This window comes from Curtobacterium sp. MCLR17_058, from assembly GCF_003234705.2.
GTDB classification, from domain to species: Bacteria; Actinomycetota; Actinomycetes; order Actinomycetales; family Microbacteriaceae; genus Curtobacterium; species Curtobacterium flaccumfaciens.
The window spans coordinates 1,322,519-1,342,819 of sequence record NZ_CP126262.1 but is presented as its reverse complement, the minus strand read 5'-3'; the positions used below and the strand labels follow the sequence as shown (position 1 = coordinate 1,342,819).

Genomic DNA, 20,301 nt, shown 5'->3' with positions numbered 1-20,301 from the left:
GGGAGCGGGCGCATCGGTGCGCCTGATCCAGTGTGCGTCGCGGTCGGGCAACTTGTCAACCGGTTGACCATTTCACGCGCGCTGCTGCGTTCTTCGCGACGCTGGTCGCCTCGGCGCTGCTCTCGCCGCAACCGGTTGACCGACCGGTACGCTCACTCCATGCCCGCGTTCAGCCCGGACGACCCCCTCAACATCCGACTCGAGCTCGAGTCCGTGCCCGTCGGGTCCCCCGCCTCGGTGGTCGCCCGACAGCTCGTCTCGCTGCTCACCGCCGGCGAGCTGGCCCCCGGCTCGCGGCTGCCCTCGGAGCGGATCCTGTCCGAGCGGCTCGGCGTCGGACGCTCGGCCGTCCGTGAGGCCCTCGCCGCCCTCGAGATCCTGGGCATCGTGCAGATCCGCCCCGGCTCGGGCACCTACCTGCGCGGCGGCACCTCGGACCTGCTCCCGACGACCCTGTCGTGGGGTCTGATGCTCGCCTCGAACCGCACCCGCGAACTACTCGAGATCCGGTCCTCGCTGGAGCGCACGGCCGCGATCCTCGCCGCGCAGCGCGCCACCGACGAGCAGATCACCGAGCTCGGCGAGTACCTGGTCCGGCAGGAGGCGACGCTCGACGACCCGCAGGCCTTCATCGACGCCGACGTGCGGTTCCACGTCCTGCTGGCGCGGGCGTCGGGCAACGACGTGCTCGCCGACCTGCTACAGAGCCTGCGCTCCATGCTGAGCGTCTGGGTCGCGCGGCGCGTGCAGACCCGGCAGGCGACCGAGGCCGCGTTCCACGAGCACCGCGCCGTCTTCGAGGCGTTGCGGGCCCGCGACGTGCCCGCCGTGCAGCGCGCGATGGACGAACACATGGCCACGGCGAGCGCCCGCATCGAGCACGCCGAGCCGCTGCCCGCCGACGAGTAGGGGGGCTCGCGGTCGCTCGCTTCGCGCGCTTCGTGAGCAGGAATGGTCGGGTCCGTCGAGCCGACCCGACACCTTCTGCTCACGATCGGGGCGGACGGGAGGCCCGGGTCGCGCCCGCCTCGCACGGTGCGGTGTTGCCGGGTCGGCAACACCGCTTGGGTCCGGCCCGGCACGTGCGCTGGGGTAGGTGCATGCACACCCACCACGACGGCTCCGCCGCCGGATCTGCCACCGATGTCACCGCCGCGCCCTCCGCCCGGGAGTGGTGGGAGGCCCGCTACGCCGAGCGCGACGGCATCTGGTCCGGCCGGGTGAACGCCGTGCTCGCCTCGGTGACGTGGGGGCTGCCGGTGGGGCGGGCGCTCGACCTCGGCTGCGGCGAGGGCGGCGACGTGGTGTGGCTCGCCGAGCAGGGGTGGGACGTGACGGGCATCGACCTGTCCGTGACGGCGCTCCGGCGTGGTTCGCGGGCTGCCGTCGCCGCCGGGGTGCAGGACCGGACGGCGTTCGTCGCCGCGGACCTCGGCCGGTGGGACACCGCCGCGCGGTTCGACCTGGTGACCGCGTCGTTCCTGCAGTCGTGGCCGGTGGAGATCCCCCGAGCCGAGATCCTGCGTCGGGCCGCCGGCTTCGTCGACGTCGGTGGGCACCTGCTCGTCACCGCACACGCTGCTCCCCCGCACGACGACCTGCCGCCCGAGCTGCGGGAGTACCGGTTCCCCGCGCCGGCCGACGACCTTGCCGCCCTGCAGCTCGACGACCGGTGGGACGTCCCGGTCGCCGAGGTCCGGCCGCGCACCGCGACGACACCGGAGGGTGATCCGCACGAGGTGCTCGACAGCGTCGTGCTCGCCCGATTGACGCGCGGGTAGCGTCGGTGGCGTGAGCACCGACGACGGCATCCGCGCACTCGTCGTGGACGGCGTCGAGGTCGCCGTCGAACGCAGCGGCGCCGGCACGATCGCCACATCGTCCCCTCGTCCGTACCTGCACCCGGTCCGGACCCTCGGCGGCACCGTGGTCAGCGCACACCACCCGGGCGACCACGACTGGCACTGCGGTGTCGGCGTCGCGATCCCGGACGTCGACGGCGTGAACTGCTGGGGTGGCCGGACCTACGTCCACGGCCCCGGCTACGTCTGGCGCGACGACCACGGGTCGGTCGAGGTCGTGCACGCCGCGCAGCACGGACTCGGATCGACGGAGGAGCTGGTCTGGCGGGGTCCGGACCGCGCGGTGGTCCTGCGCGAGGACCGCACCCTCCGCTGGCGCGCCGTCACCAGCGGGTGGGAACTGTCCTGGTCGTCGTCGTTCCGGGCCCCCGGTGACTCCCCCGTGCACCTCGGCGGTCCGGGCAGCAACGGCCGGACCGGAGCGGGCTACGGCGGCTTCTTCTGGCGGTTCCCCGAGTGCACGGGAGTGGTCATCCGGACCGCCGATGCCGAGGGCGAGGCCGCCGTGCACGGCTCGGCCGCACCCTGGATCACCTGGTCGGCGGTGTTCGACGGCGGTCCGGCGACGATCCGCATCGAGGCCCTCGACCACCACGACCCCTGGTTCGTCCGCGCCGAGGAGTACCCGGCGATCGGCTCGGCACTGGCGTGGGACTCCCCCGCCGTCGTGCAGCCCGGCGCTCCGCTGGTCCGCTCGTTCCGCGCGACGATCACCGACGGCGGTACGCTCGCCGGATGAACACCGGGGACTGGGAGTCACGCGTCGCGGCGCTGTGGGACGACGAGACGATCGACGATCAGCAGCGGATCGAGTGGACGCGCGACCTCGCCGCCGACGCTCCGCATCCCGCACTCGGCGCGTTCGAGCTCGGCGGCGCCTTCGACTCGGGCGGCCACGAGGCCGAGGCCGACGTGCAGTACGCCGCCGCGACCACGGCTGGCCTGGACGCCGTCGACCCAGATCGCGCCGCCAGGATGGTCGTCCAGCACGCCTCGACGCTCCGCAACCTCGGTCGGATCGACGAGGCCATCGCGATGCTCCGCGACGCGCCGGAGCACTCCGCCACCGGAGCGGCACCCAAGGTGTTCCTCGCGCTCGCACTGCACAGCGCCGGACGCTCCGCCGAGGCCCTGCGCGTCGCGATCGAAGCCGTCGAACCGACGCTCCCCCGGTACCACCGGTCCGTCCGGGCCTACGCTGCGGCCCTCACCGAGGACTGACGCGCGTCAGGCGTTCCGGCGCTGGAGCGCGTCCGCAGCCTTGCCGAGCAGCCAGTTCACGGCCCACCCCAGCACGCCGATCACGGGCAGCGCGAGGATGACCACCGTCCACAGCACCTTGACCACCTGCGTCCGGCGACGGTCGCGCCAGACCTGCACCAGCGCCACGGCCTCGAGCGCCAGCAGCACGAGGAGCACCACGGCGTGTGCTCCCGACACGTTCGTCAACACGAGCGGTCCTCTCCGCGGCGACGGTCGTCGCCCGCATCGATGACAGTAGGGCCTGCCCGGACTCGTCCGCGTCATCCGTCCGACTGACCGCGCGGGTCGGTCTGGCGATCGCGCTGGCAGGTCAGGCGATCGCGACCTCACCCAGCGCGAGCAGTTCACGGGCCCGACCGGCGTCGGCAGCCGGTGGCCGACCGTGCAGGGCGCGGTAGTCGCGCGAGAAGTGCGAGGCGCTCCGGTACCCGACCGCGACCGCAGCCTGGGCGGCGGTGTCACCGAGCACGATCATCCGCCGCCGGGCTTCCCCGAGCCGCAGCCGCCGCAGGTACTGCACCGGGCTCATCCCGGTGACCTGCCGGAAGCGCGCGAACAGTGTCGACTCGCTCGTCCGGACCGCCGCGGCCAGGCCGGCCACCGACCAGGGGTCCGCCAACCGGTCGGTGAGCAGGGCCGTGGCGGCCGCGACCACGTCGCCGTCCCGGTTGCCGATCGCGGCCAGGATGCGCGGTGCCTGGTCGGTCTGCAGCAGGCGGAGCACGACCTCGCGGGTGACGAGCGGGGCGAGGACCGTCATGTCCTCCGGAGCATCGAGCAGTCCGACGAGCCGGGCGAACGCGTCCGCCAGGGCTGGGGTCCAGCTGCCGAGTCGTGCCGGCGGCGCCTCGTCCTGGTGGGGGCGGGACATCGCCGTCGCGACCTCGGCGACCACCGCAGGGTCGAGCTGCCAGACGACCGCGACGAACCCCGCGGGTGGTTCGACCTCGACCACCCCGGCGATCACGGGCAGGTCGACGGGCGTGATGATGAAGCGCTCGCGACCCCAGAGCTGGTCGTCATCCCCGACGATGGACCGCTTCTGCCCCGCGAGCACCACCGACACCGACGGCGTGTAGCGCTGGTACCCGAGGTCGGTCGGCGCGTCGACCCGGGCCAGGCGGAGGCCGAGCCGTCCGGCGCGCTCCGTGTCGTCGACGTGGGCCAGGACGCTCTGCAGCGCGCGGTCCAGTCGATCCGAGGTGACGTCGTCCATGTGCCCATTCTGTCGAGCCGATCGATGCGCTGAACGCCCGTGCTGGATCCGGCAAGCAGTCCGGAGTCCTGGGCAATCTCCACGAGGCACGCGGGACCGAGCATCGGAGCATGCAGACCAACGAAGCACTCCTCGACTCCCTGACCACCGACGACCGACTGGCCGGCCGCACCGCGCTGGTGACCGGCGCCTCGAGCGGCATCGGTGAAGCCGTCGCCCGTGTCCTCGCCGCCTCCGGCGCCACCGTCGCGGTCGCGGGCCGCGACCCGGAGCGCACGCAGGCCGTGGTGGACGCCATCACCGCGGCCGGAGGCACCGCCGTGGCCGTGATCGGCGACCTGAACAGCCACCCCGACGCGGTCCGTGACCTCGCCGGCCGCGCTGCCCAGGCCCTCGGTGGCCGGGTCGACGTCCTCGTCAACAACGCCGGCGTCTACCCGGTCGGCCCCACCGCGCTGCTCGCCGACGACGACGCCGAAGCCCTCTGGGCCACGAACGTCCGTGCACCCCACGTGCTGGTCGGCGCGCTGGCGCCCGCGATGGTCGAACGCGGCTCGGGCGTCGTCGTGAACATCGGCTCGTGGATGTCCCGCGTCGGCGTCCCGTTCACGGCGCTCTACCCGGCGACGAAGGCGGCCGTCGAGCAGCTGACCCGCGCCTGGGCAGCCGAGTTCGGACCGCACGGCGTCCGGGTGTCGACCGTGTCGCCCGGGGCCACCGCGACACCGGGCAACGCGGACTCGCACGACGTCCTCGCGCAGATGACGGCGGGCACCCCGGCCGGCGCACCCGTCCGACCGGTCGACGTCGCGTTCGCCGTGCGCTGGCTGGTCTCTGACGAGGCAACCTTCGTGCACGGCGCCACCATCGACGTGGACGGCGGCATCGCCGCGACCCGCCTCGGCTGAGCGCGCCCCGCACGAGCGGGCGAAACACCCGGGTCGGCTCGCGGAGGCACCCCGGCATTTCGCCCGCTCGTCAGCGCCAGCCGACCCGGGCGAACACCCACCACCGCGAGTGGTCACGACACACCGCCGGCAGGTGGTCGTGCGGTCACGGACCGTCGCGTGGGAGCCCTCCAGGCGACGGGGCGTGACCGCTCGGCGGACGGCGACGGCGCGGCGGTGGGCGCGACCACGGCACGGTCGGGAGGCGCGGTGCGGGCTGGCACCGGGCCTCCCGTCAGGCGGTGTGGTCGCCGACCACCCGTGGGACCGGCAGCGAGTCGCTGGTCGTGCGCAGGGACTCCTGGCGGATCTCGAGCTGCGACACGGCGAGCGCCGCCAGGTCGCGGAGGTTCGCGAGGTCGTCCTCGGTGGCCTGCCGCGGGCGGGTGTCGAGCACGGCGAGGGTGCCGATCGGGGCGCCGTCGTGCTTGACGAGCGGAACGCTGACGTAGAAGCGGATGCCGAGCGGACCGGTGACCAGGGGGCTGTTCCGCATCTCGGGGTGTGCGGAGCCGTCCGGGATCACGACGGGGACGGGGACCGGGGCGAAGCCGTTGCGGAAGCTGATGCTGCGGGCTGCCTCGTCGACGCCCTCGGCGATGTACGACTGGGACCACTCGCGGTCCTCGTCGAGGACCTCGACCAGGGCGATCGGTGCGTCGAAGAGCCGGGCCGCCATCGCCGTGGTGCGCTGCAGCGACTCGTCGGGCAGGGTGTCGAGGGTCGCCGGGCGGTCCGTCTCGGGGCGCGTCGGTACCGGGGCCGTCGCGTCGGTCGGCTCGACCACGTGGTCGGCCGTGGCGGTCTCGGCGATCACGACGTCGCGGAGCATCGTGACCAGCTCGGCGCCGAGCGGACGGGCTGCGGGGTCCTGCGCGGTCATGGCACGGAGCAGGTGCTTCCAGTGCTCGGGCAGGGGCTCGGGGACCACGGGGTCGCGGGACAGGCGGGCGACGGCGGACTCGACGAGCGAGCCCGGGAACTCGCGACGGCGGGTGAAGCACTGCAGCAGCACGAGGCCGAGCGAGTAGACGTCGCTCGGCGGGCCCACCTCGCCGCCGCGCGCCTGCTCGGGGCTGAGGTAGGCGGCGGTGCCGGTGGTCACGCCGTCGGCGGTCAGGCGTTCGACACCGGCGGCGAGCGCGATGCCGAAGTCGGTCAGACGCGCGCGGGCCCGGTCGGAACCGTTGCCGTAGTCGACGAGCAGGATGTTCGACGGCTTGATGTCGCGGTGCACGACGCCGTGGGCGTGGATGTAGTCGAGGGCCTCGGCCATGTCGTAGCCGATCTCGGCGATGTGCCGCGAGGCGAGCGGGCCGACGGCCAGGCGCTCCTCGAGGTCCTGCCCGACGACGAGCGACATCACGATGTAGCGCTGCTGGGTGCCGTCCTGCCCGGTGACGACTCCGGCGTCGAGCAGGCTGACGAGGTTGTGGTGCTCGAGCGACGCCAGCACACCGAGTTCGGCCTCTTGCCGGGCGATGTCGACGATGCCCGCGTGGAAGAGCTTGATCGCGACCGGGCGGTGCAGGCTCTCGTCCACACCCCGGTAGACGACGGACATGCCGCCCTGGCCGATCGCTTGCTCCACGCGGTACCGACCGTCGAGCAGCGGCGCGCTCGCGTCGTGGTCTTCCGTCGGGATCATCCAACCCTCGTTCTCGGCTCCGGCACCAACGATGCATCTTCGCATCCCGACGGGTATCTCGTTTGCCGACGTCGTTCTCCGGCTGAACGGGGGGTGGTGGTGTGCAAGACACCGGTGTTCGCGGGTCGAACACGCGCAGACCGCGGTTCAACGTGCGAACACCGGTGTCTTGCGATCCCGGCGCCACCCGACCGCCCCGTCAGCGACGCGTCGCGACCGTACTCACGCGGAGGTCCTCGAAGGTGCTGGTGAAGCCGGAGCCCCCGAGCGAGATGAGCCCGACGCGGGGTGCACTGCCGAGGTCCGCCGTCCAGGTCCCGCCCCGGACGAAGTGCCGCCCGTCCAGGCTCGTGTAGGCCGTGTACCGGTCCTCCCCCCGGACCTCGCGGTGGACGATCCGGAGCGTGGTGGTGTCCCCGACCGGACCGACGACCATGTTGCCGTAGCTCGGCGCCTCGGCCGGTTGCCCGGACACCTGCTTGCCGAACTCCGTCTGGCGGGTGTTGAAGATCGAGTTCGAGGTGAGCCGGACGTAGTTGCCGTCGTCACCCCACACGATCAGGCCGCCCTGCACGTAGTTGAGACCGTCGCCGGTGGCCGGGGTGTCCACCCCGACCGTGGTCTGGAGCACGTAGTCCCCACGGGGCGCCGGTTCGGACAGCACCGATGCGAGCGGCGTCGCCGGCGGGTGGATGTCGGCGTCCTGCGTCTGCCAGCGGAACGTCCCGTCGGCGACGGTCCACGTGGACGGGTCGGGCTCACGCGTCCAGGCGAGCTGGGCCGGCAGCGCGACGGGCAGCGCTCCCGGCTCCGCGGCACCGTCGAAGGAGGTCGACAGTGCCCGGATCGTCCGGCCCGGCACGTCGACCGGGGCCGTGGACGCCCGGTAGGTCGGCCGTTGCCCCGGCTGCGCGACCGGCCCCGGCTGCACCGTGTCGGACGGCCCGGCACCACCGCGGACGACCGGCCAGCCGCCCTGCCAGTCGAGCGGGTCGATCAGCGCCGGCCGCTTCGTGTAGGTCGGCTGCCCCGCGTAGTACGGGTCGTTGCGATCGGCCGCGTGGTAGATGATCCAGTCCTGCCCGGCGAAGTCGGTGACCACGGTGTTGTGGCCGGTCCCGACCCACCGGTTGCCGTTCTGCGCGAGCAGGGGCGTGCCACCGACCCGGGTGCTCGTGATCGCCACGCCGTCGCGGTCCGTGAACGGTCCCAGCGGGCTGCGCGACCGGGCGACGAAGACGCCGTAGCCGGTCAGGGCGCCGTTGCAGCAGTTCGTGGCGGAGCCCATGAAGTACCACCAGCCACCGTGCCGCATCAGGTACGCACCCTCGTAGCGGTTGTCGATCGCGATCTGCCGCTCGGTCGACGGGTCGGATCGCAGGCCGTCCGCGCTGAGCCGCCGGACGTTCACGCCGCCGAAGTAGCTGCCGAAGTACAGGTAGGTCGTGCCGCCGTCGGTGATGACCTCGGGGTCGAACGCCCACCGTGCTCCGTCGCCGTTCGGTGCGGTCTGCGGTGCCACGACCGGGCCGCCGGAGTCCTTCCACGGGCCGGTCGGGCTCGAGCTCGTCGCCACCCCGACCGCGGAGCCGCCGCCGCTCGGTCCCGCTGCCGACGGGGTGTCCGAGGCCGCGTAGTACAGGTACCAGGTGCCCGCGCGGCCACGGTCCCCGGCGCGGTACACGACGTCCGGCGCCCAGATCCCGTTCGCGTCACCCACCCAGGCGGGCTTCGTCGGGAACGCGTCGTTCACGTACGTCCAGTGGGTCAGGTCGGTCGACCGGTACGTCGGCACGGCGTGCTGCACGAGGGACCCGTCCGGGTTCTGCTCCGTCGCGGTGAGCGCGTCGGTGGTGCAGTACAGGTACCAGTTGCGGTCGCGTCCGGCTCCGTGGATCACGGTCGGGTCCGCGCAGCTCGCCGCCGTCTGCCCGTCCGGCAGGCTGAGCGCGACCGGGTTCTGGTGGCTGGGCGCCGCGCGGCCGTTCCGGCTGGCCGCACTCGACGCCGCGGTCGTGGAGGTGGTCGCCCGGGTGGTCCCGCCCGGCACCGCGGACGCGTCCGCTGGTGCGGCCTGGAGGCCCGTGGTCGCGACGCCGAGGAACGTCACGACGGCGAGGAGTGCGGTGGACGATCGGCGCATGCTGGACCTGCTCTCGTCGTTGAGGAAGGTGCTGCTGGAGGGACTGCGGGTGTCGCCTGGCGACGTGCGCGAGCGTACGCTCGGCTCGACGAAGGAGTCATGCCATGCCCGCGAGGTTCGTCTACTGGATCAACGTCTCCGTCGACGGGTTCGTCGAACGGGCCCCCGGCGAGCACGACGGCCTGGACGGACCCGACTGGATCCGGATCGACGAGCCACTGCACCGCGAGTTCAACGCCCGCGCCGCCGCGATGACCCTGTCCGTCGAGGGCCGGGTGGTGCGCGACATGATGGACCCGTTCTGGCCCGACGCCCGGCACGACGAGTCGATGCCGCAGTACCTGCGCGAGTACGGCGAGATCTGGACCGCGCAGCCGAAGATCCTGGTGTCCCGCACCCGGACGGTCGCCGACCACGACACCCGGGTCATCGGTGGCGACGGCGACGCAATCGCCGAGCTGGCCGCGATCCGTGCCTCCGGCGACGGCGACATCGGCGTGGGCGGACCGAGCATCGCGAGTCAGCTGCTCGATGCCGGGCTGCTCGACGAGGTCATGCTCTTCACGCACCCGTCGGTGCTCGGCGTCGGCCGCCCGTTGTTCGATCCGCCGCGCTCGGGGCACCGCCCGCTCGTGCAGCTCGACCTGCTCGAGCAGCAGCGCTACGACAACGGTGTCACCCTGCACCGGTACGACGTCCGGCGGTCCTGAGCGCTCGGGCGTCAGTCCTCGACGGCCTCGGTTGCGATGATCCGGACGTACCAGGCGCTGTCGCGGTCACTGCCGAACCCGTTGAAGGAAACGCTGTCCGCCCGGCGACGCAGCTCCGCTGGAAGGTCGATCCGCTGTGAACCGTCCCGGCAGGACATCGGATCTGTCGGTCGGGTCTGCGAGGCGCCTGCCGACCCGATGGTGAAGGAGCCACTCATGTGCCCGTCCCCGAAGCACGAGAACTCGAGGTGGTCGACCGACTCCGGGTGCGGGAACGTGATGGTGACGCCCGTGCCCGGTGCGTCACTGTCGTCGTCACCGGGCGACACCGCGGCGAACAGGGCGCCGAGCTCGGTGTCCGACTCGACTGCGCGCTGCCGCTTCTCCCAGGCGGACAGCGCTGCCTCGTCGACGGGCGGCGGCCCGGCGCAGCCGGCCAGCAGGAGCACACCCGCGATCGCGGGCAGGAGCAGGGCGGGGACGGAGCGCACGCTGTGAGCCTACTGACGCGGTGGACCCGCCCGCGGAACGACGGGAGGCGCGGTGCCAGCTGGCACCGCGCCTCCCGGCCGTGGGGTGGTCGCGTCAGACGTCGCGACGGCGCGCGAGCGTCAGGGCGAGGCCACCCACGACGAGCACCTCGGCGGCGAGGACGCCAAAGCCGCCCCAGCCGTTCAGCACGACCCCGCTGTTGTCGACCGTGCTCGCGCCGTCGTACGAGTAGGCGTAGAGCTGGCCGCCGGCCGAGTCGGGCAGGAACGCCGCGATGTCCATCGGCCAGTCGACCTTCATCAGTCCGCTCATGAGTGCGAGCACCCCCGGAACGACCAGCAGGAGGCCGAGCGTGATCGCGATGCCGCCGGCGCTCGACCGGACGAGCAGACCGATGCCGTACGCGAGGAGCGCCAGCAGGGTCAGGAAGACCGACGAACCGAGGATCGGCAGGAACACCGACGGGTCACCGAGCTCCGGCTCGACACCGTTGCCGGCCAGCAGCGGGAGCGAGATGAGGACGCCGATCCAGGTGGCGACGGCGCTGACGACGAAGGTCGCGATGGCGAGGACGGTGGCCTTCGCCAGGATCACGCCGGTGCGCCGCGGGTCGGCGGTGAAGGTCGAGCGGACCTGGCCCGTGCCGTACTCACCGGTGATGATGAGGACGCCGAGCACGCCGACGACGAGCGACGAGAGCAGGACACCCACGGCGTTGGCGTTCACGAAGGTGCCGTTGGCGAGGTCCGTCGGCAGCTCCTGGCCGCCGCTGTTCGTGTTCGCCCCGATCAGCGCCGCCATGCCGATCGTGAGGACGACCAGGATCGCGTAGCACCAGAACGTGGACCGGATGCTGCGCAGCTTGATCCACTCGCTCCGCACCAGGTGCGGGAAGGACAGGCGGGTCGAGCCGGACATCCGGGTCGACGGCGTGGTGGGCGAGGTGGTGGCGCTCATCGGGTGCCCTCCGATCGGTACTCGACGTCGTCGCGGGTGAGGGCCATGTAGGCCTCCTCCAGGCTCGCGCCGGTCGGGGTGAGTTCGTGCAGGGGGACGCCTGCCTGTGCGGCGATGTTGCCGACCGTCGGTGCGTCGGGCCCGACGACGAGGAACGAGCCGTCCTCGCGCTGGGTGACCGCGGCGTTCGGGCCGATGGCGTTGAACAGGCCGTTCGGGTCCGGCGTGCGGACGATGACACGGCTGACGGCGGCATCGGTGCCGGCAGCGGCGCCACCACCGGCGACGAACTCGGCGATCGGGGCGTCGGCGAGGACCTTGCCCCGGCCGAGCACGACCACGCGGTCGGCGGTCTGCGCCATCTCGCTCATCAGGTGGCTGGAGAGGAACACCGTGCGGCCGTCGGCGGCCATGCGGCGAGCGAGCTGACGCACCCACACGACACCGTCGGGGTCGAGGCCGTTGACCGGCTCGTCGAGGATCAGGGTCTTCGGGTCGCCGAGCAGTGCGGCAGCGATTCCCAGGCGCTGCCCCATGCCGAGCGAGAACCCGCCGACGCGCTTCTTCGCGACGGAGTCGAGGCCGGTCATGTCGATGACCTCGTGCACGCGGGACTTCGGGATGCCGTGGGTCGCCGCGAGGGAGAGCAGGTGGTTGTAGGCGCTGCGGCCCGAGTGCACGGCCTTCGCCTCGAGCAGGGCGCCGACCTGCCGGAGCGGGTCGCGGAAGCTCGTGTAGGGCTGGCCGTTCACGGTGGCTGTGCCCGACGTGGGCCGGTCGAGCCCCATGATCATGCGCATCGTGGTGGACTTCCCGGCGCCGTTGGGCCCGAGGAAGCCGGTCACACTGCCGGGACGCACGACGAAGGAGACGTCGTCCACGGCGGTCTTCGGACCGTACTGTTTGGTGAGATGGCTGACTTCGATCACGGCCTCGACGCTACGGGAGGGGCCGTCGGTGCCGCGTCCGCCGTTGGGGGGAGATGTGTGCTCCCACAGGGTGACGCGGGGGTGGGGGGGGCGCGGGCATCGGCGTCGCGCGGGTTTTCGCGCTGAGCGACAGCTCACGCGTGCGGCGGCCCGTGAGGTGTCGCTGGGCGCGAAAGGTCGGCGCGCCGTGCTCAGACGGGCTGGTGGGCCGGACGCTCATCCCCAGGGTCGCGAGCGAACGCGAGGCTCTCCTCGATGATCGACAGCACGACCGCGAGTTCCTCGGCGTCGCGCGGGCCGTAGACCATGAACTCGGTCCCGTGGTCCTCGTACTGGTGCGGGATCGCCCACCCGAGTTCGGTCAGTTCGGCTCCCCGTGCGACCGGGAGACAGAGGTGGACCGAGGTGTCCTTGACGCCGTGCAGGTGCACGGGTTCGAGTCGTCCGTCCGGCGCCAGTGAGGTCCACGGGACGACGTGGGCGCGCTGACCGCGCAGGAACAACGCGCGTGACGACGCCGGCGACACCTGGCTGTGCCCCTCTTCGACGCCGGGCAGGGCGACCGCACTCCCCACGAGTGCTCCCCACAGTTCCGGCGTCGCACGGTCGGTGAGCTGCCGCTGGGGACCGGCGCCGGACACGGTGGGCCGTTCGCCGCGACGGATGGACCTGATCATTGCTCGACGATACCGGCTCGGCCGGGTTGCGTCGCTCCTGTTCGGGCCCTCACGAGGAGGGGGAAGCGTCCGCGTCGACCTCGGACGCCTCGAACCGGGCGTCGGCGAGGATCGCGTCGACGAGTGACCGTGAGCCTGCGACGATCGTCGAGTCCCAGTCGATCTCGGTGGCGAGCACCCACTCGTGCCCCTCGGGCCAGAGCATCTGCGGGGTGTGCCCGACATCGACGTACGTGCCCGCGCGGGCGTCGTCCGTCCAGCACGGGTCGCTGAGCTGCGGCAGGGACATGGCGAGCAGGAAGCACTCGCGGGCCGGCCACAGGAAGCGCGGACCCGCGAGCGACTCCCGGAGCGCAGCCTGCTCCCGCCCGTGCTGCGCCTGAGCCCGGGCCATGTGCGCCTGCATCTCCGCGCGCTCGGCCGCCGTCGGCTCGCCGCTCCCCTGCCACCCGAAGCCCAACGTCGACGTCCCGTTCAGGTCGCCCCATCCGTCCCAGATCGCCCCGACCAGGTCGTCCGGCGTCGACGTCGCGTCGGCGAGGAGCCCGGTGAGCGCGGCGAGTTGCTTCGGCTCGTACCAGCCCGTTTCGGGTGGATGGACGACCCAGCCGTCCTCGAAGGGCAGGTCCGACTCGTCGTCCCGACCGCTGAGCGTCTGCCGCGACACGAGCGGGTCGATCGTCCGACGGGTGCGCTCGGCGACGTCGGCCCAGCGCCACTCCGCCGACTCGAGGACCGGGTGCTCGTCGTACTCGTCCACGGTCGTTCGGTCCTCGCGATCCGCTCGGAGCGGGTGCAGGATCCGGACGTACGCCTCGAACCCGGTGCCCGCGACGCCGCCGAACGTGGCGAACGCGCCGGCCCGGGCCAGCAACCAGTCGCCGCGCGAGGCGTCCTTGATCAGTTCCACGTGCCGAGCCCTCGGTGCCCGTGCGGGGTCAGCTCGCCTGCGGGCGGGGTGCTCGGAGGCCGGGGAACTCGTCGTCGCGCCACTCCCCCTCGGCGCGCGTGCCGTTGGTCACCGACTGCTCCTCGCGCTCCCGGAGCTCCACGCGGCGGATCTTGCCCGAAATGGTCTTCGGGAGCTCCGCGAACTCGACGCGGCGGACGCGCGCATAGGCGGGGAGAGCCGTGCGTGCGTACTCCAGGACCTGCCTGGCGGTGTCGGCCGACGCCTCCCATCCGGTGGCCAACGCGACGTACGCCTTGACGACGTTGAGACGGGCGTCGTCGGGTGCCGGGACGACGCCGCTCTCGGCCACGGCCGGGTGCTGCAGCAGGGCGCTCTCCACCTCGAACGGCGACACCTTGTAGTCCGAGGACTTGAAGACGTCGTCGGTGCGGCCGATGAAGGTCAGCTCGCCGTCGGCGTCGCGGACGGCGATGTCGCCGGTGTGGAAGAAGCCGTCGCGCAATGACGATGCCGTGCGGTCGGGGTCGCCGAGGTACTCGGCCATCAGGTTGACGGGCCGCTCGGTGAGGTCGAGGCAGACCTCGCCCTCGTCGCCCGGTTCGCCGGTGACGGGGTCGAGCAGCGTCACGGTCACGCCGGGGAGCGGCTTGCCCATCGCGCCGGGCGTCACGGCGGCGCCCGGAGCATTGCCGATGATCGCCGTGGTCTCGGTCTGCCCGTAGCCGTCGCGGATGGTGAGCCCCCACGCCGCTTCGACCCGGCCGATGACCTCGGGGTTGAGCGGCTCGCCGGCCGAGATGAGCTCACGGAGCGCGCGCGGCTTCACGCCGAGGTCGGACTGCAGCATCATCCGCCACGCGGTCGGCGGCGCGCAGAACGTGTTGACCTCGGCCCGCTCGAGCTGCGCGAGGAGTGCGGCGGGGTCGAAGCGCGCAGTGTTGTGGATGAACACGGTGGCCTCCGCGATCCACGGCGCGAAGAAGCAGCTCCAGGCGTGCTTGCCCCACCCGGGCGAGCTGATCGTCAGGTGCACGTCACCGGGCCGGACGCCGAGCCAGTACATCGTGCTGAGGTGCCCGACCGGGTACGACGTCTGGGTGTGCACGACCATCTTCGGCTTCGACGTCGTGCCGGACGTGAAGTAGACCAGGCACGGGTCGGTCGTGCGGGTGACGACGTGGGGGCGGACCTCATCACTGGGAGCGGGCTCACCCAGGTCGCTCGGGTACTCCGTCCACCCGTCAGCGGGACCGCCGATGACGATGCGCGTGAAGGACCCGCGGACGTCGTCGTACTTGTGCGTCTCGCTCCGGTTCGTGACGACGTGCGCCACTGAGCCCCGGTCGACGCGGTCCTGCAGGTCGGCCGTGTCGAGCATGGTCGACGTCGGCAGGATGACCGCACCGAGCTTGATCACGGCGAGCATGGTCTCCCAGAGCTCGAGCTGGTTGCCGAGCATGACGAGGACGTGGTCGCCCTGCTGCACGCCGAAGCCGTGCAGGCGCGCGGCGAGCCGATCGGACCGTGCGGCCATCTCGGCGTAGCTGAACCGCTGCTCACGGCCGTCCTCCTCGACGATCCAGAGCGCGGTGCGGCTGTTGTCGGTCGCGATGACGTCGAACCAGTCGGTCGCCCAGTTGAACGTGTCGCCGACGTCCGGCCAGCGGAACCCGGCGCGTGCCGCCTCGGGAGAGTCCGCGGCGAGGAGCTGGTCGCGGGCGGCACGGTACGCGGCGGTCGGGTTCACATCAGGCACGGACCGATCATGCCGCATCCGTCTCAGAGCCGATCGATCAGGCGAGTTCCCGGAGCCAGCGGTCGAGCCAGGGAATGATGCGCGAGAGGTCGTCCGCGTCGATCGCGTCACTCGCGGCCGCACGTGCCGCCGGACCCGCGTTGAGCGCCAACGCACTGGGGAGCGCCTGGAAGAGCGGGATGTCCGAGCGGCTGTCGCCGATGGCGCAGCAGTGTTCGACCGACACACCGAGGTCGCGAGCGAGCGCGAGCGCCCGGTCCCGCTTGTCGAACTCGTCGAAGTGCTCGGCGACGGTGCCGTCGTGGACGCCGCCGTGCTCGCCGACTCGGGGCCCGCCGTTCGGGACGAAACCGAACCGCCGCGCGAGGGAACGGGTCACGGGCTGCCACGCGAGCGACGCGAGCACGGGTTCGACGTCGTGGGCATGGCACCACGCGACGACGGTCTCGGTTCCGGGCAACACCGGCAGGTCGTCGAGCCACCGGTCGACCGTCGCGACGGATGTGTCACGCCACCCGAGTGCGTCGACTTCACTGACCTGCTGGTTGGTGAGACCGCCGTCGGCGTAGCGGGCTTCTGCGTCGTCGAGCGTGCCCTGGTGCCCGAGCCGGGCGGCAAGGAAGCTGCTGCTGGAACCGGGGCTGACGAGGGTGCCGTCGACGTCGAAGAACACGATGCCGACGGTCACTGCCGGCCGCTCCCCCGCACGACCGCATCGAGCACCCGGATCGTCTCGTCGGTGTCGACGTGCAGGTGCGCCCCGATGCCGAGCGCACGTGCGGCCTCGATGTTCTCCGGCACGTCGTCCACGAAGAACACCTCGTCCGGGTCCGCCCCCAAGCGCTCGAGCGTGATCCGGAACGCCTCGGCGTCTGGCTTGTTCACACCGATCTCGTGGGAGTAGCAGATCGGGTCGAACACCGCCGAGAACCGGAAGCGCCGCTCCTCTTCCTCTCGAGCACCATCGCCCGAGTTCGACAGGATCGCGAGGCCGATGGTGCCGCGGAGTCCGGCGAGGAAGTCGTACAGCGGTTCGTTCAGGGTTCCGCAGTACGCATCCCAGAAGTCGGCCCGCATGACGGCGAGCTGGTCGGCCCCGAGGTCGAGCGCTGTCCCGATCGCGCCCCAGTACCGGTCGACGACGCCGGTCTGACGGGAGGCGTCGGGCAGGTCCGCTGCGACGAGGCGTGCGGAGAAGTCGTCGGTCGTCATCCCGAGACGCTCGGCCCATCGTGCCCGGAAGTGCCCGGGCCAGGCGGCGTCGTCGACGAGTTCGAGGACGCCGCCCACGTCGGACAGCAGCCACCGCACGACGGACCCGGCAGCCCCGCCAGCTCCGTCCGTCCCGCCGCTCACAGCGAACCCCGCAGCTGCCGGATCATCTCGACCTCGAGTTCGCTCGGATCGAGCACGTACGCCTCGGTCGCACCCGTCGGCTCGTAGCCACGTCGGGCGTAGAAGGCCTGCGCGCGGGTGTTCCCCTGGTGCACGTGCAGCCGAAGGGCCGATCCGTGCGCCGCCGCCCACATCTCGATCTCGTCGAGCAACGCATCGGCGACACCGGCGGAACGACCCCGGTGCGACGGTGCGACGTAGACGCCGACCAGGAGCGGCCCGACGCGGGGGCCGGGGACGAACACCCCCATCGTCCCGAGCCACCGGCCGTCGGCGTCGATGGCGGCGAGGGTGGTCCCACCGACGTCGTGCTCACGGCGGCCGCGTCGGCGCCAGTCACGCTCCTGCAGCCGCTCCGCGTCGGCGAGCCGCTCCCCGTACGCCTTCGGGGTGTCCCGGAGCATCTCCAGTCGCAGTGCCCGCACGGACTCCCAGTCGTCCTCCGTGGTCGGTCGGATCATCGTTCCCCGCATGACCCGAGCCTAGGGGTGGCAGGCCCGGAGAAATCGTTCCAATCCGACTGGCGGACGACGCCGAATCACCTGCAACGACCGGGAAACACCCGGAGCGCTCACCAGCCGCACATCGCTGGTTCTCCACCCCACCAAGGGTGTGTTCGGCGCGCACACAGCAGCCGCGCCGAGCGCGACAACAGCAAAGGACTGATCACGATGCGTAAGAGCCTCAAGACCTCCATCACCCTCGCCACGACCGGCGCCCTCGTCCTCGGCGGTGCCGCGTTCGGGATCTCCTCCGCCCAGGCCGCGACCCCGAACGTGCACACGGTGTCCTCGTCGTCCGAGTCGAAGATCCCCGCACCCGTCGCCTCGGTCCCCGAGGTCCTCGGTGGCTCCACCGCCGTGAAGCTCGACTCCGGCTTCACCGACGCCCTCACCGCCCTGAAGCTCACCCCCGGCGTCTCGGGCGATGCGACCCTGGCTGACGGGTCGGTGTCGTTCCCGATCACCGCCGGGTCGGTCACCTACTGGTCGCCGGATGGCAACTACCGCCCGTACGTGCAGGGCCTGCTGAACCACGACGACTCGGGTCTGACCCTGAAGGCCGGCGACACCACCGTCACGCTGGAGAACTTCGTCGTGAACCCGGGCTCGTCCAAGCTCTACGGTGACGTCCTCGTCAACGGCAAGGTCGCCGCGGCCAACGCGTTCCTGTTCGAGCTGCACGGCGGCTCCCTCAAGCCCCTCCAGCTCGAGGGCGACAACGCCATCCTCACCGGCACCACCGTCCACATCAGCGAAGACGCCGCCGGCCTGCTGAACAAGACCTTCGGCACCGACGCCGTCAAGCGCGGCCTGCTCGTCGGCACCGCCACCATCACCGCACAGATCAAGTAACACCCCGCACCACCGCAATCGGCCCGGACCACGCAGTAGCGCGGTCCGGGCCGACTTGCGTCGCGGCTCGTGCGTCGAGCGGTATCGGGCGTACCTGGCGGAACCAGGTGTACCTGGCGGAAACGGGCGTACCTGGCGAGTTTTTTCGACCAGGTACGCCCGTTCTTGCGAACCAACGCGCGCGCGATGGGAAAGAACGGGCGCACAGACGGACGGGAGGCCCAGCGCCAGCTGGCACCGGGCCTCCCGTCCGTCATGTGCGGACGCCGGGCCGGCGGCCGCCGTCGTTACGGGCTGGGCGACACCTCACGTGCTCACGTCCGCGTGGTCTGTCGCTCAGCGCGAAACACAGCCCAGCCCGCAGCTATGGGCCGGGTGCAGGCGGCTCGACGGCCGTGCCGGGAGGGACGGTGCCAGCTGACACCGGGCCTCCCGTCCGTCCCGTGGTGCGCCGGGCCGGCGGCCCCCACCGAGACTCGGCCCGCGGACAGGTTGCGGGTGCCGGGACGCGCGGTCTGTCCAGCGGAGCGAGGCTCGGCCAGCGACGGCGACGCGCGCAACGAGCAACGCCCCGACCGGACCGGTCGGGGCGTTGCTCGTGGTGGTGCCGATCAGCGGATGATCGAGATGTTGTCCGCCTGCGGGCCCTTCTTGCCGGGCCCGATCTCGTACTGCACGTGGTCGTCCTGGGCGAGCGGCCGGGAGCCGGTCGCCGCGACGATGCTGGAGAAGTGCGCGAACAGGTCCTGGGACCCGTCGTCGGGGTGGATGAAGCCGAACCCCTTGCTGTGGTCGAACCACTTGACGGTGCCCGTGGGCATGGCGGTCAGCACGGCGTCAGTGGATGCGCAGCTGCGCGACCATGGGGCACGCGAAGGGGTCGCGGGCGGCGAGGCCGACGCGGTTGAGGTACCGGACGACGATCCCGTACGAGCGCAGCAACGTGGTCTCGGTGTACGGCACGTCGAGGGTGTCGCAGTGGTCACGGACGAGCAGGCGAGCCTGCTTCAGCGCCGGACGCGGCATCGACGGGAACAGGTGGTGCTCGACCTGGTAGTTCAGGCCACCCATCAGGAACGACACCCACCAGCCGCCACGGATGTTGCGCGACGTGCGCACCTGGCGGGAGAAGAAGTCGACCTTTGCGTCGTGGGCGATGGTCGGCATGCCCTTGTGGTTCGGGGCGAACGAGGCACCCATCATCACGCCGAACACGGCCAGCTGCACCCCGAGGAACGCACACGCCATCCCGAACGGCAGGAACCAGAACACCACCGTCAGGTAGATCGCGAAACGGGCAACGAGCAGGGCGCCTTCGATGAGGCGGTGCTTCTTGTCGGCCTTGGTGCCGTTGCCGGTGACGATCGACATCACGGCGTAGCGGTGCAGGTTCAGGCCCTCGAGCGTGAGGAGGGGGAAGAAGAGCCACCCCTGGAAGCGCATGAAGGTCTTCATCGCGCCACCCTTGACGGCGGCGGCGTCCTCCGGCAGGAACCGGATGCCGTCGGGGGCGATGTCCGGGTCCTTGCCGACGGTGTTCGGGTTGCCGTGGTGACGGGTGTGCTTGTTCATCCACCACGAGTAGCTCAGGCCCACGAGGAACGTGCCGAGCCAGCGGCCCGCGCGGTCGTTCCACTTCTGGGACTCGAACACCTGACGGTGCGCGGCTTCGTGCGACAGGAACGCGAACTGCGTGAACAGCACGCCCAGCGCACCGGCCACGATCAGCTGGAACCACGAGTCACCCAGGAACGCGAACGCGACCCAGGTGAGGGCGAGGCTGCCGACGAGTGCGCCGAACAGTGCCCAGTAGAAACCGGTACGACGGCGCAGGAGGCCGTTCTCCTTCACCTGCGCCAGGAGCGCGGAGTAGGTCGAGGTGCCCTTGCGGGCCCCCGTAGCGGGACGAGTGCGGGTGTAACCCGGAGCGAGCGGAGTGGTGGTCATGTGGACCGCCTTCCGGTACGGATCGGTCCTTCAACCGGTTCGAGGGAGTTCACGCGATTGCGCTTGCGGCGACCCTAGGGGCCGAACTTGC

Annotated in this window: 22 protein-coding genes; 7 read left to right on the top strand and 15 right to left on the bottom strand. The window is 71.7% G+C overall.

All coding sequences use genetic code 11. The features are described from left to right. Positions 1-159 precede the first annotated feature (159 nt). The 4 genes from DEJ11_RS06440 to DEJ11_RS06425 all read left to right on the top strand — a co-directional run bounded on the left by DEJ11_RS06440 (position 160) and on the right by DEJ11_RS06425 (position 3,083). Positions 160-909, top strand: coding sequence for a FadR/GntR family transcriptional regulator (locus DEJ11_RS06440; RefSeq protein ID WP_110865573.1), 750 nt, complete (start codon positions 160-162; stop codon positions 907-909). A gap of 191 nt (positions 910-1,100) precedes the next feature. Next, the gene (locus DEJ11_RS06435) at positions 1,101-1,781 is read left to right on the top strand and encodes a class I SAM-dependent methyltransferase (RefSeq protein WP_111105268.1); all 681 of its coding nucleotides are present in this window, start codon (positions 1,101-1,103) and stop codon (positions 1,779-1,781) included. Between the two features lie 10 nt (positions 1,782-1,791). Then, positions 1,792-2,601: a DUF6807 domain-containing protein gene (locus tag DEJ11_RS06430; RefSeq protein ID WP_111105269.1), complete on the top strand. Its 810-nt coding sequence runs from the start codon at positions 1,792-1,794 to the stop codon at positions 2,599-2,601. Continuing rightward, positions 2,598-3,083 carry a tetratricopeptide repeat protein gene (locus tag DEJ11_RS06425; protein WP_111031055.1) on the top strand — a complete coding sequence of 162 codons (486 nt, stop codon included), beginning with the start codon at positions 2,598-2,600 and terminating at the stop codon, positions 3,081-3,083. The genes DEJ11_RS06430 and DEJ11_RS06425 overlap by 4 nt, the downstream gene beginning before the upstream one ends. 6 nt (positions 3,084-3,089) lie before the next feature. Here the strand turns inward: DEJ11_RS06425 and DEJ11_RS06420 are convergent, their stop codons facing one another. After that, entirely contained in the window at positions 3,090-3,302 is a 213-nt protein-coding gene (locus DEJ11_RS06420; RefSeq protein WP_239001530.1) for a PLDc N-terminal domain-containing protein, read from the bottom strand. A gap of 133 nt (positions 3,303-3,435) precedes the next feature. Next, positions 3,436-4,341 carry an AraC family transcriptional regulator gene (locus DEJ11_RS06415; protein WP_111105270.1) on the bottom strand — a complete coding sequence of 302 codons (906 nt, stop codon included), beginning with the start codon at positions 4,339-4,341 and terminating at the stop codon, positions 3,436-3,438. Between the two features lie 110 nt (positions 4,342-4,451). Here DEJ11_RS06415 and DEJ11_RS06410 point away from each other — a divergent pair, with 110 nt between their 5' ends. Beyond that, a complete protein-coding gene (locus tag DEJ11_RS06410; RefSeq protein WP_111105271.1) occupies positions 4,452-5,249 on the top strand; it encodes an SDR family NAD(P)-dependent oxidoreductase in 798 nt (265 codons plus the stop codon). A gap of 274 nt (positions 5,250-5,523) precedes the next feature. On the opposite strand, the gene DEJ11_RS06405 is transcribed toward DEJ11_RS06410, so the two are convergent. Beyond that, the gene (locus DEJ11_RS06405) at positions 5,524-6,936 is read right to left on the bottom strand and encodes a protein kinase domain-containing protein (RefSeq protein WP_111105272.1); all 1,413 of its coding nucleotides are present in this window, start codon (positions 6,934-6,936) and stop codon (positions 5,524-5,526) included. A 199-nt stretch (positions 6,937-7,135) separates the two neighbouring features. After that, complete coding sequence (locus DEJ11_RS06400) at positions 7,136-9,079, bottom strand: family 43 glycosylhydrolase (protein WP_111105273.1); 1,944 nt, start codon at positions 9,077-9,079, stop codon at positions 7,136-7,138. A 104-nt stretch (positions 9,080-9,183) separates the two neighbouring features. Between DEJ11_RS06400 and DEJ11_RS06395 the strand changes: the two genes are divergently transcribed. Then, a complete protein-coding gene (locus tag DEJ11_RS06395; RefSeq protein ID WP_111105274.1) occupies positions 9,184-9,789 on the top strand; it encodes a dihydrofolate reductase family protein in 606 nt (201 codons plus the stop codon). A gap of 11 nt (positions 9,790-9,800) precedes the next feature. Here the strand turns inward: DEJ11_RS06395 and DEJ11_RS06390 are convergent, their stop codons facing one another. The 9 genes from DEJ11_RS06390 to DEJ11_RS06350 form a co-directional block, all read right to left on the bottom strand. Beyond that, the gene (locus DEJ11_RS06390; RefSeq protein ID WP_111105275.1) at positions 9,801-10,280 is read right to left on the bottom strand and encodes a hypothetical protein; all 480 of its coding nucleotides are present in this window, start codon (positions 10,278-10,280) and stop codon (positions 9,801-9,803) included. Between the two features lie 94 nt (positions 10,281-10,374). After that, entirely contained in the window at positions 10,375-11,238 is an 864-nt protein-coding gene (locus DEJ11_RS06385) for an ABC transporter permease (protein WP_111055522.1), read from the bottom strand. Further along, positions 11,235-12,167 (bottom strand): ABC transporter ATP-binding protein, encoded by a 933-nt coding sequence (locus DEJ11_RS06380; RefSeq protein ID WP_111095987.1) that lies wholly within the window; start codon positions 12,165-12,167, stop codon positions 11,235-11,237. The genes DEJ11_RS06385 and DEJ11_RS06380 overlap by 4 nt, the downstream gene beginning before the upstream one ends. A gap of 191 nt (positions 12,168-12,358) precedes the next feature. Beyond that, positions 12,359-12,844 (bottom strand): luciferase domain-containing protein, encoded by a 486-nt coding sequence (locus DEJ11_RS06375; RefSeq protein ID WP_220038354.1) that lies wholly within the window; start codon positions 12,842-12,844, stop codon positions 12,359-12,361. Positions 12,845-12,893: 49 nt separating this feature from the next. Continuing rightward, entirely contained in the window at positions 12,894-13,754 is an 861-nt protein-coding gene (locus DEJ11_RS06370) for a hypothetical protein (protein WP_111105276.1), read from the bottom strand. A 28-nt stretch (positions 13,755-13,782) separates the two neighbouring features. Continuing rightward, complete coding sequence (locus DEJ11_RS06365; RefSeq protein ID WP_111105277.1) at positions 13,783-15,531, bottom strand: AMP-binding protein; 1,749 nt, start codon at positions 15,529-15,531, stop codon at positions 13,783-13,785. 19 nt (positions 15,532-15,550) lie between these two features. Further along, positions 15,551-16,201: an HAD family hydrolase gene (locus tag DEJ11_RS06360; protein ID WP_111105278.1), complete on the bottom strand. Its 651-nt coding sequence runs from the start codon at positions 16,199-16,201 to the stop codon at positions 15,551-15,553. Further along, positions 16,198-16,869 carry an HAD-IA family hydrolase gene (locus DEJ11_RS06355; RefSeq protein WP_258375582.1) on the bottom strand — a complete coding sequence of 224 codons (672 nt, stop codon included), beginning with the start codon at positions 16,867-16,869 and terminating at the stop codon, positions 16,198-16,200. Before DEJ11_RS06355 ends, DEJ11_RS06360 begins: the two co-directional genes overlap by 4 nt. Next, positions 16,866-17,381: a GNAT family N-acetyltransferase gene (locus DEJ11_RS06350; protein WP_111105280.1), complete on the bottom strand. Its 516-nt coding sequence runs from the start codon at positions 17,379-17,381 to the stop codon at positions 16,866-16,868. The genes DEJ11_RS06355 and DEJ11_RS06350 overlap by 4 nt, the downstream gene beginning before the upstream one ends. Positions 17,382-17,579: 198 nt before the next feature. Here DEJ11_RS06350 and DEJ11_RS06345 point away from each other — a divergent pair, with 198 nt between their 5' ends. Then, positions 17,580-18,263 carry a hypothetical protein gene (locus DEJ11_RS06345; protein WP_110865654.1) on the top strand — a complete coding sequence of 228 codons (684 nt, stop codon included), beginning with the start codon at positions 17,580-17,582 and terminating at the stop codon, positions 18,261-18,263. A gap of 611 nt (positions 18,264-18,874) precedes the next feature. Here DEJ11_RS06345 and DEJ11_RS06340 read toward each other — a convergent pair. Next, positions 18,875-19,096 (bottom strand): cold-shock protein, encoded by a 222-nt coding sequence (locus DEJ11_RS06340; protein ID WP_306789659.1) that lies wholly within the window; start codon positions 19,094-19,096, stop codon positions 18,875-18,877. 4 nt (positions 19,097-19,100) lie between these two features. Further along, positions 19,101-20,210 (bottom strand): fatty acid desaturase family protein, encoded by a 1,110-nt coding sequence (locus tag DEJ11_RS06335; protein ID WP_110864824.1) that lies wholly within the window; start codon positions 20,208-20,210, stop codon positions 19,101-19,103. Positions 20,211-20,301 lie beyond the last annotated feature (91 nt).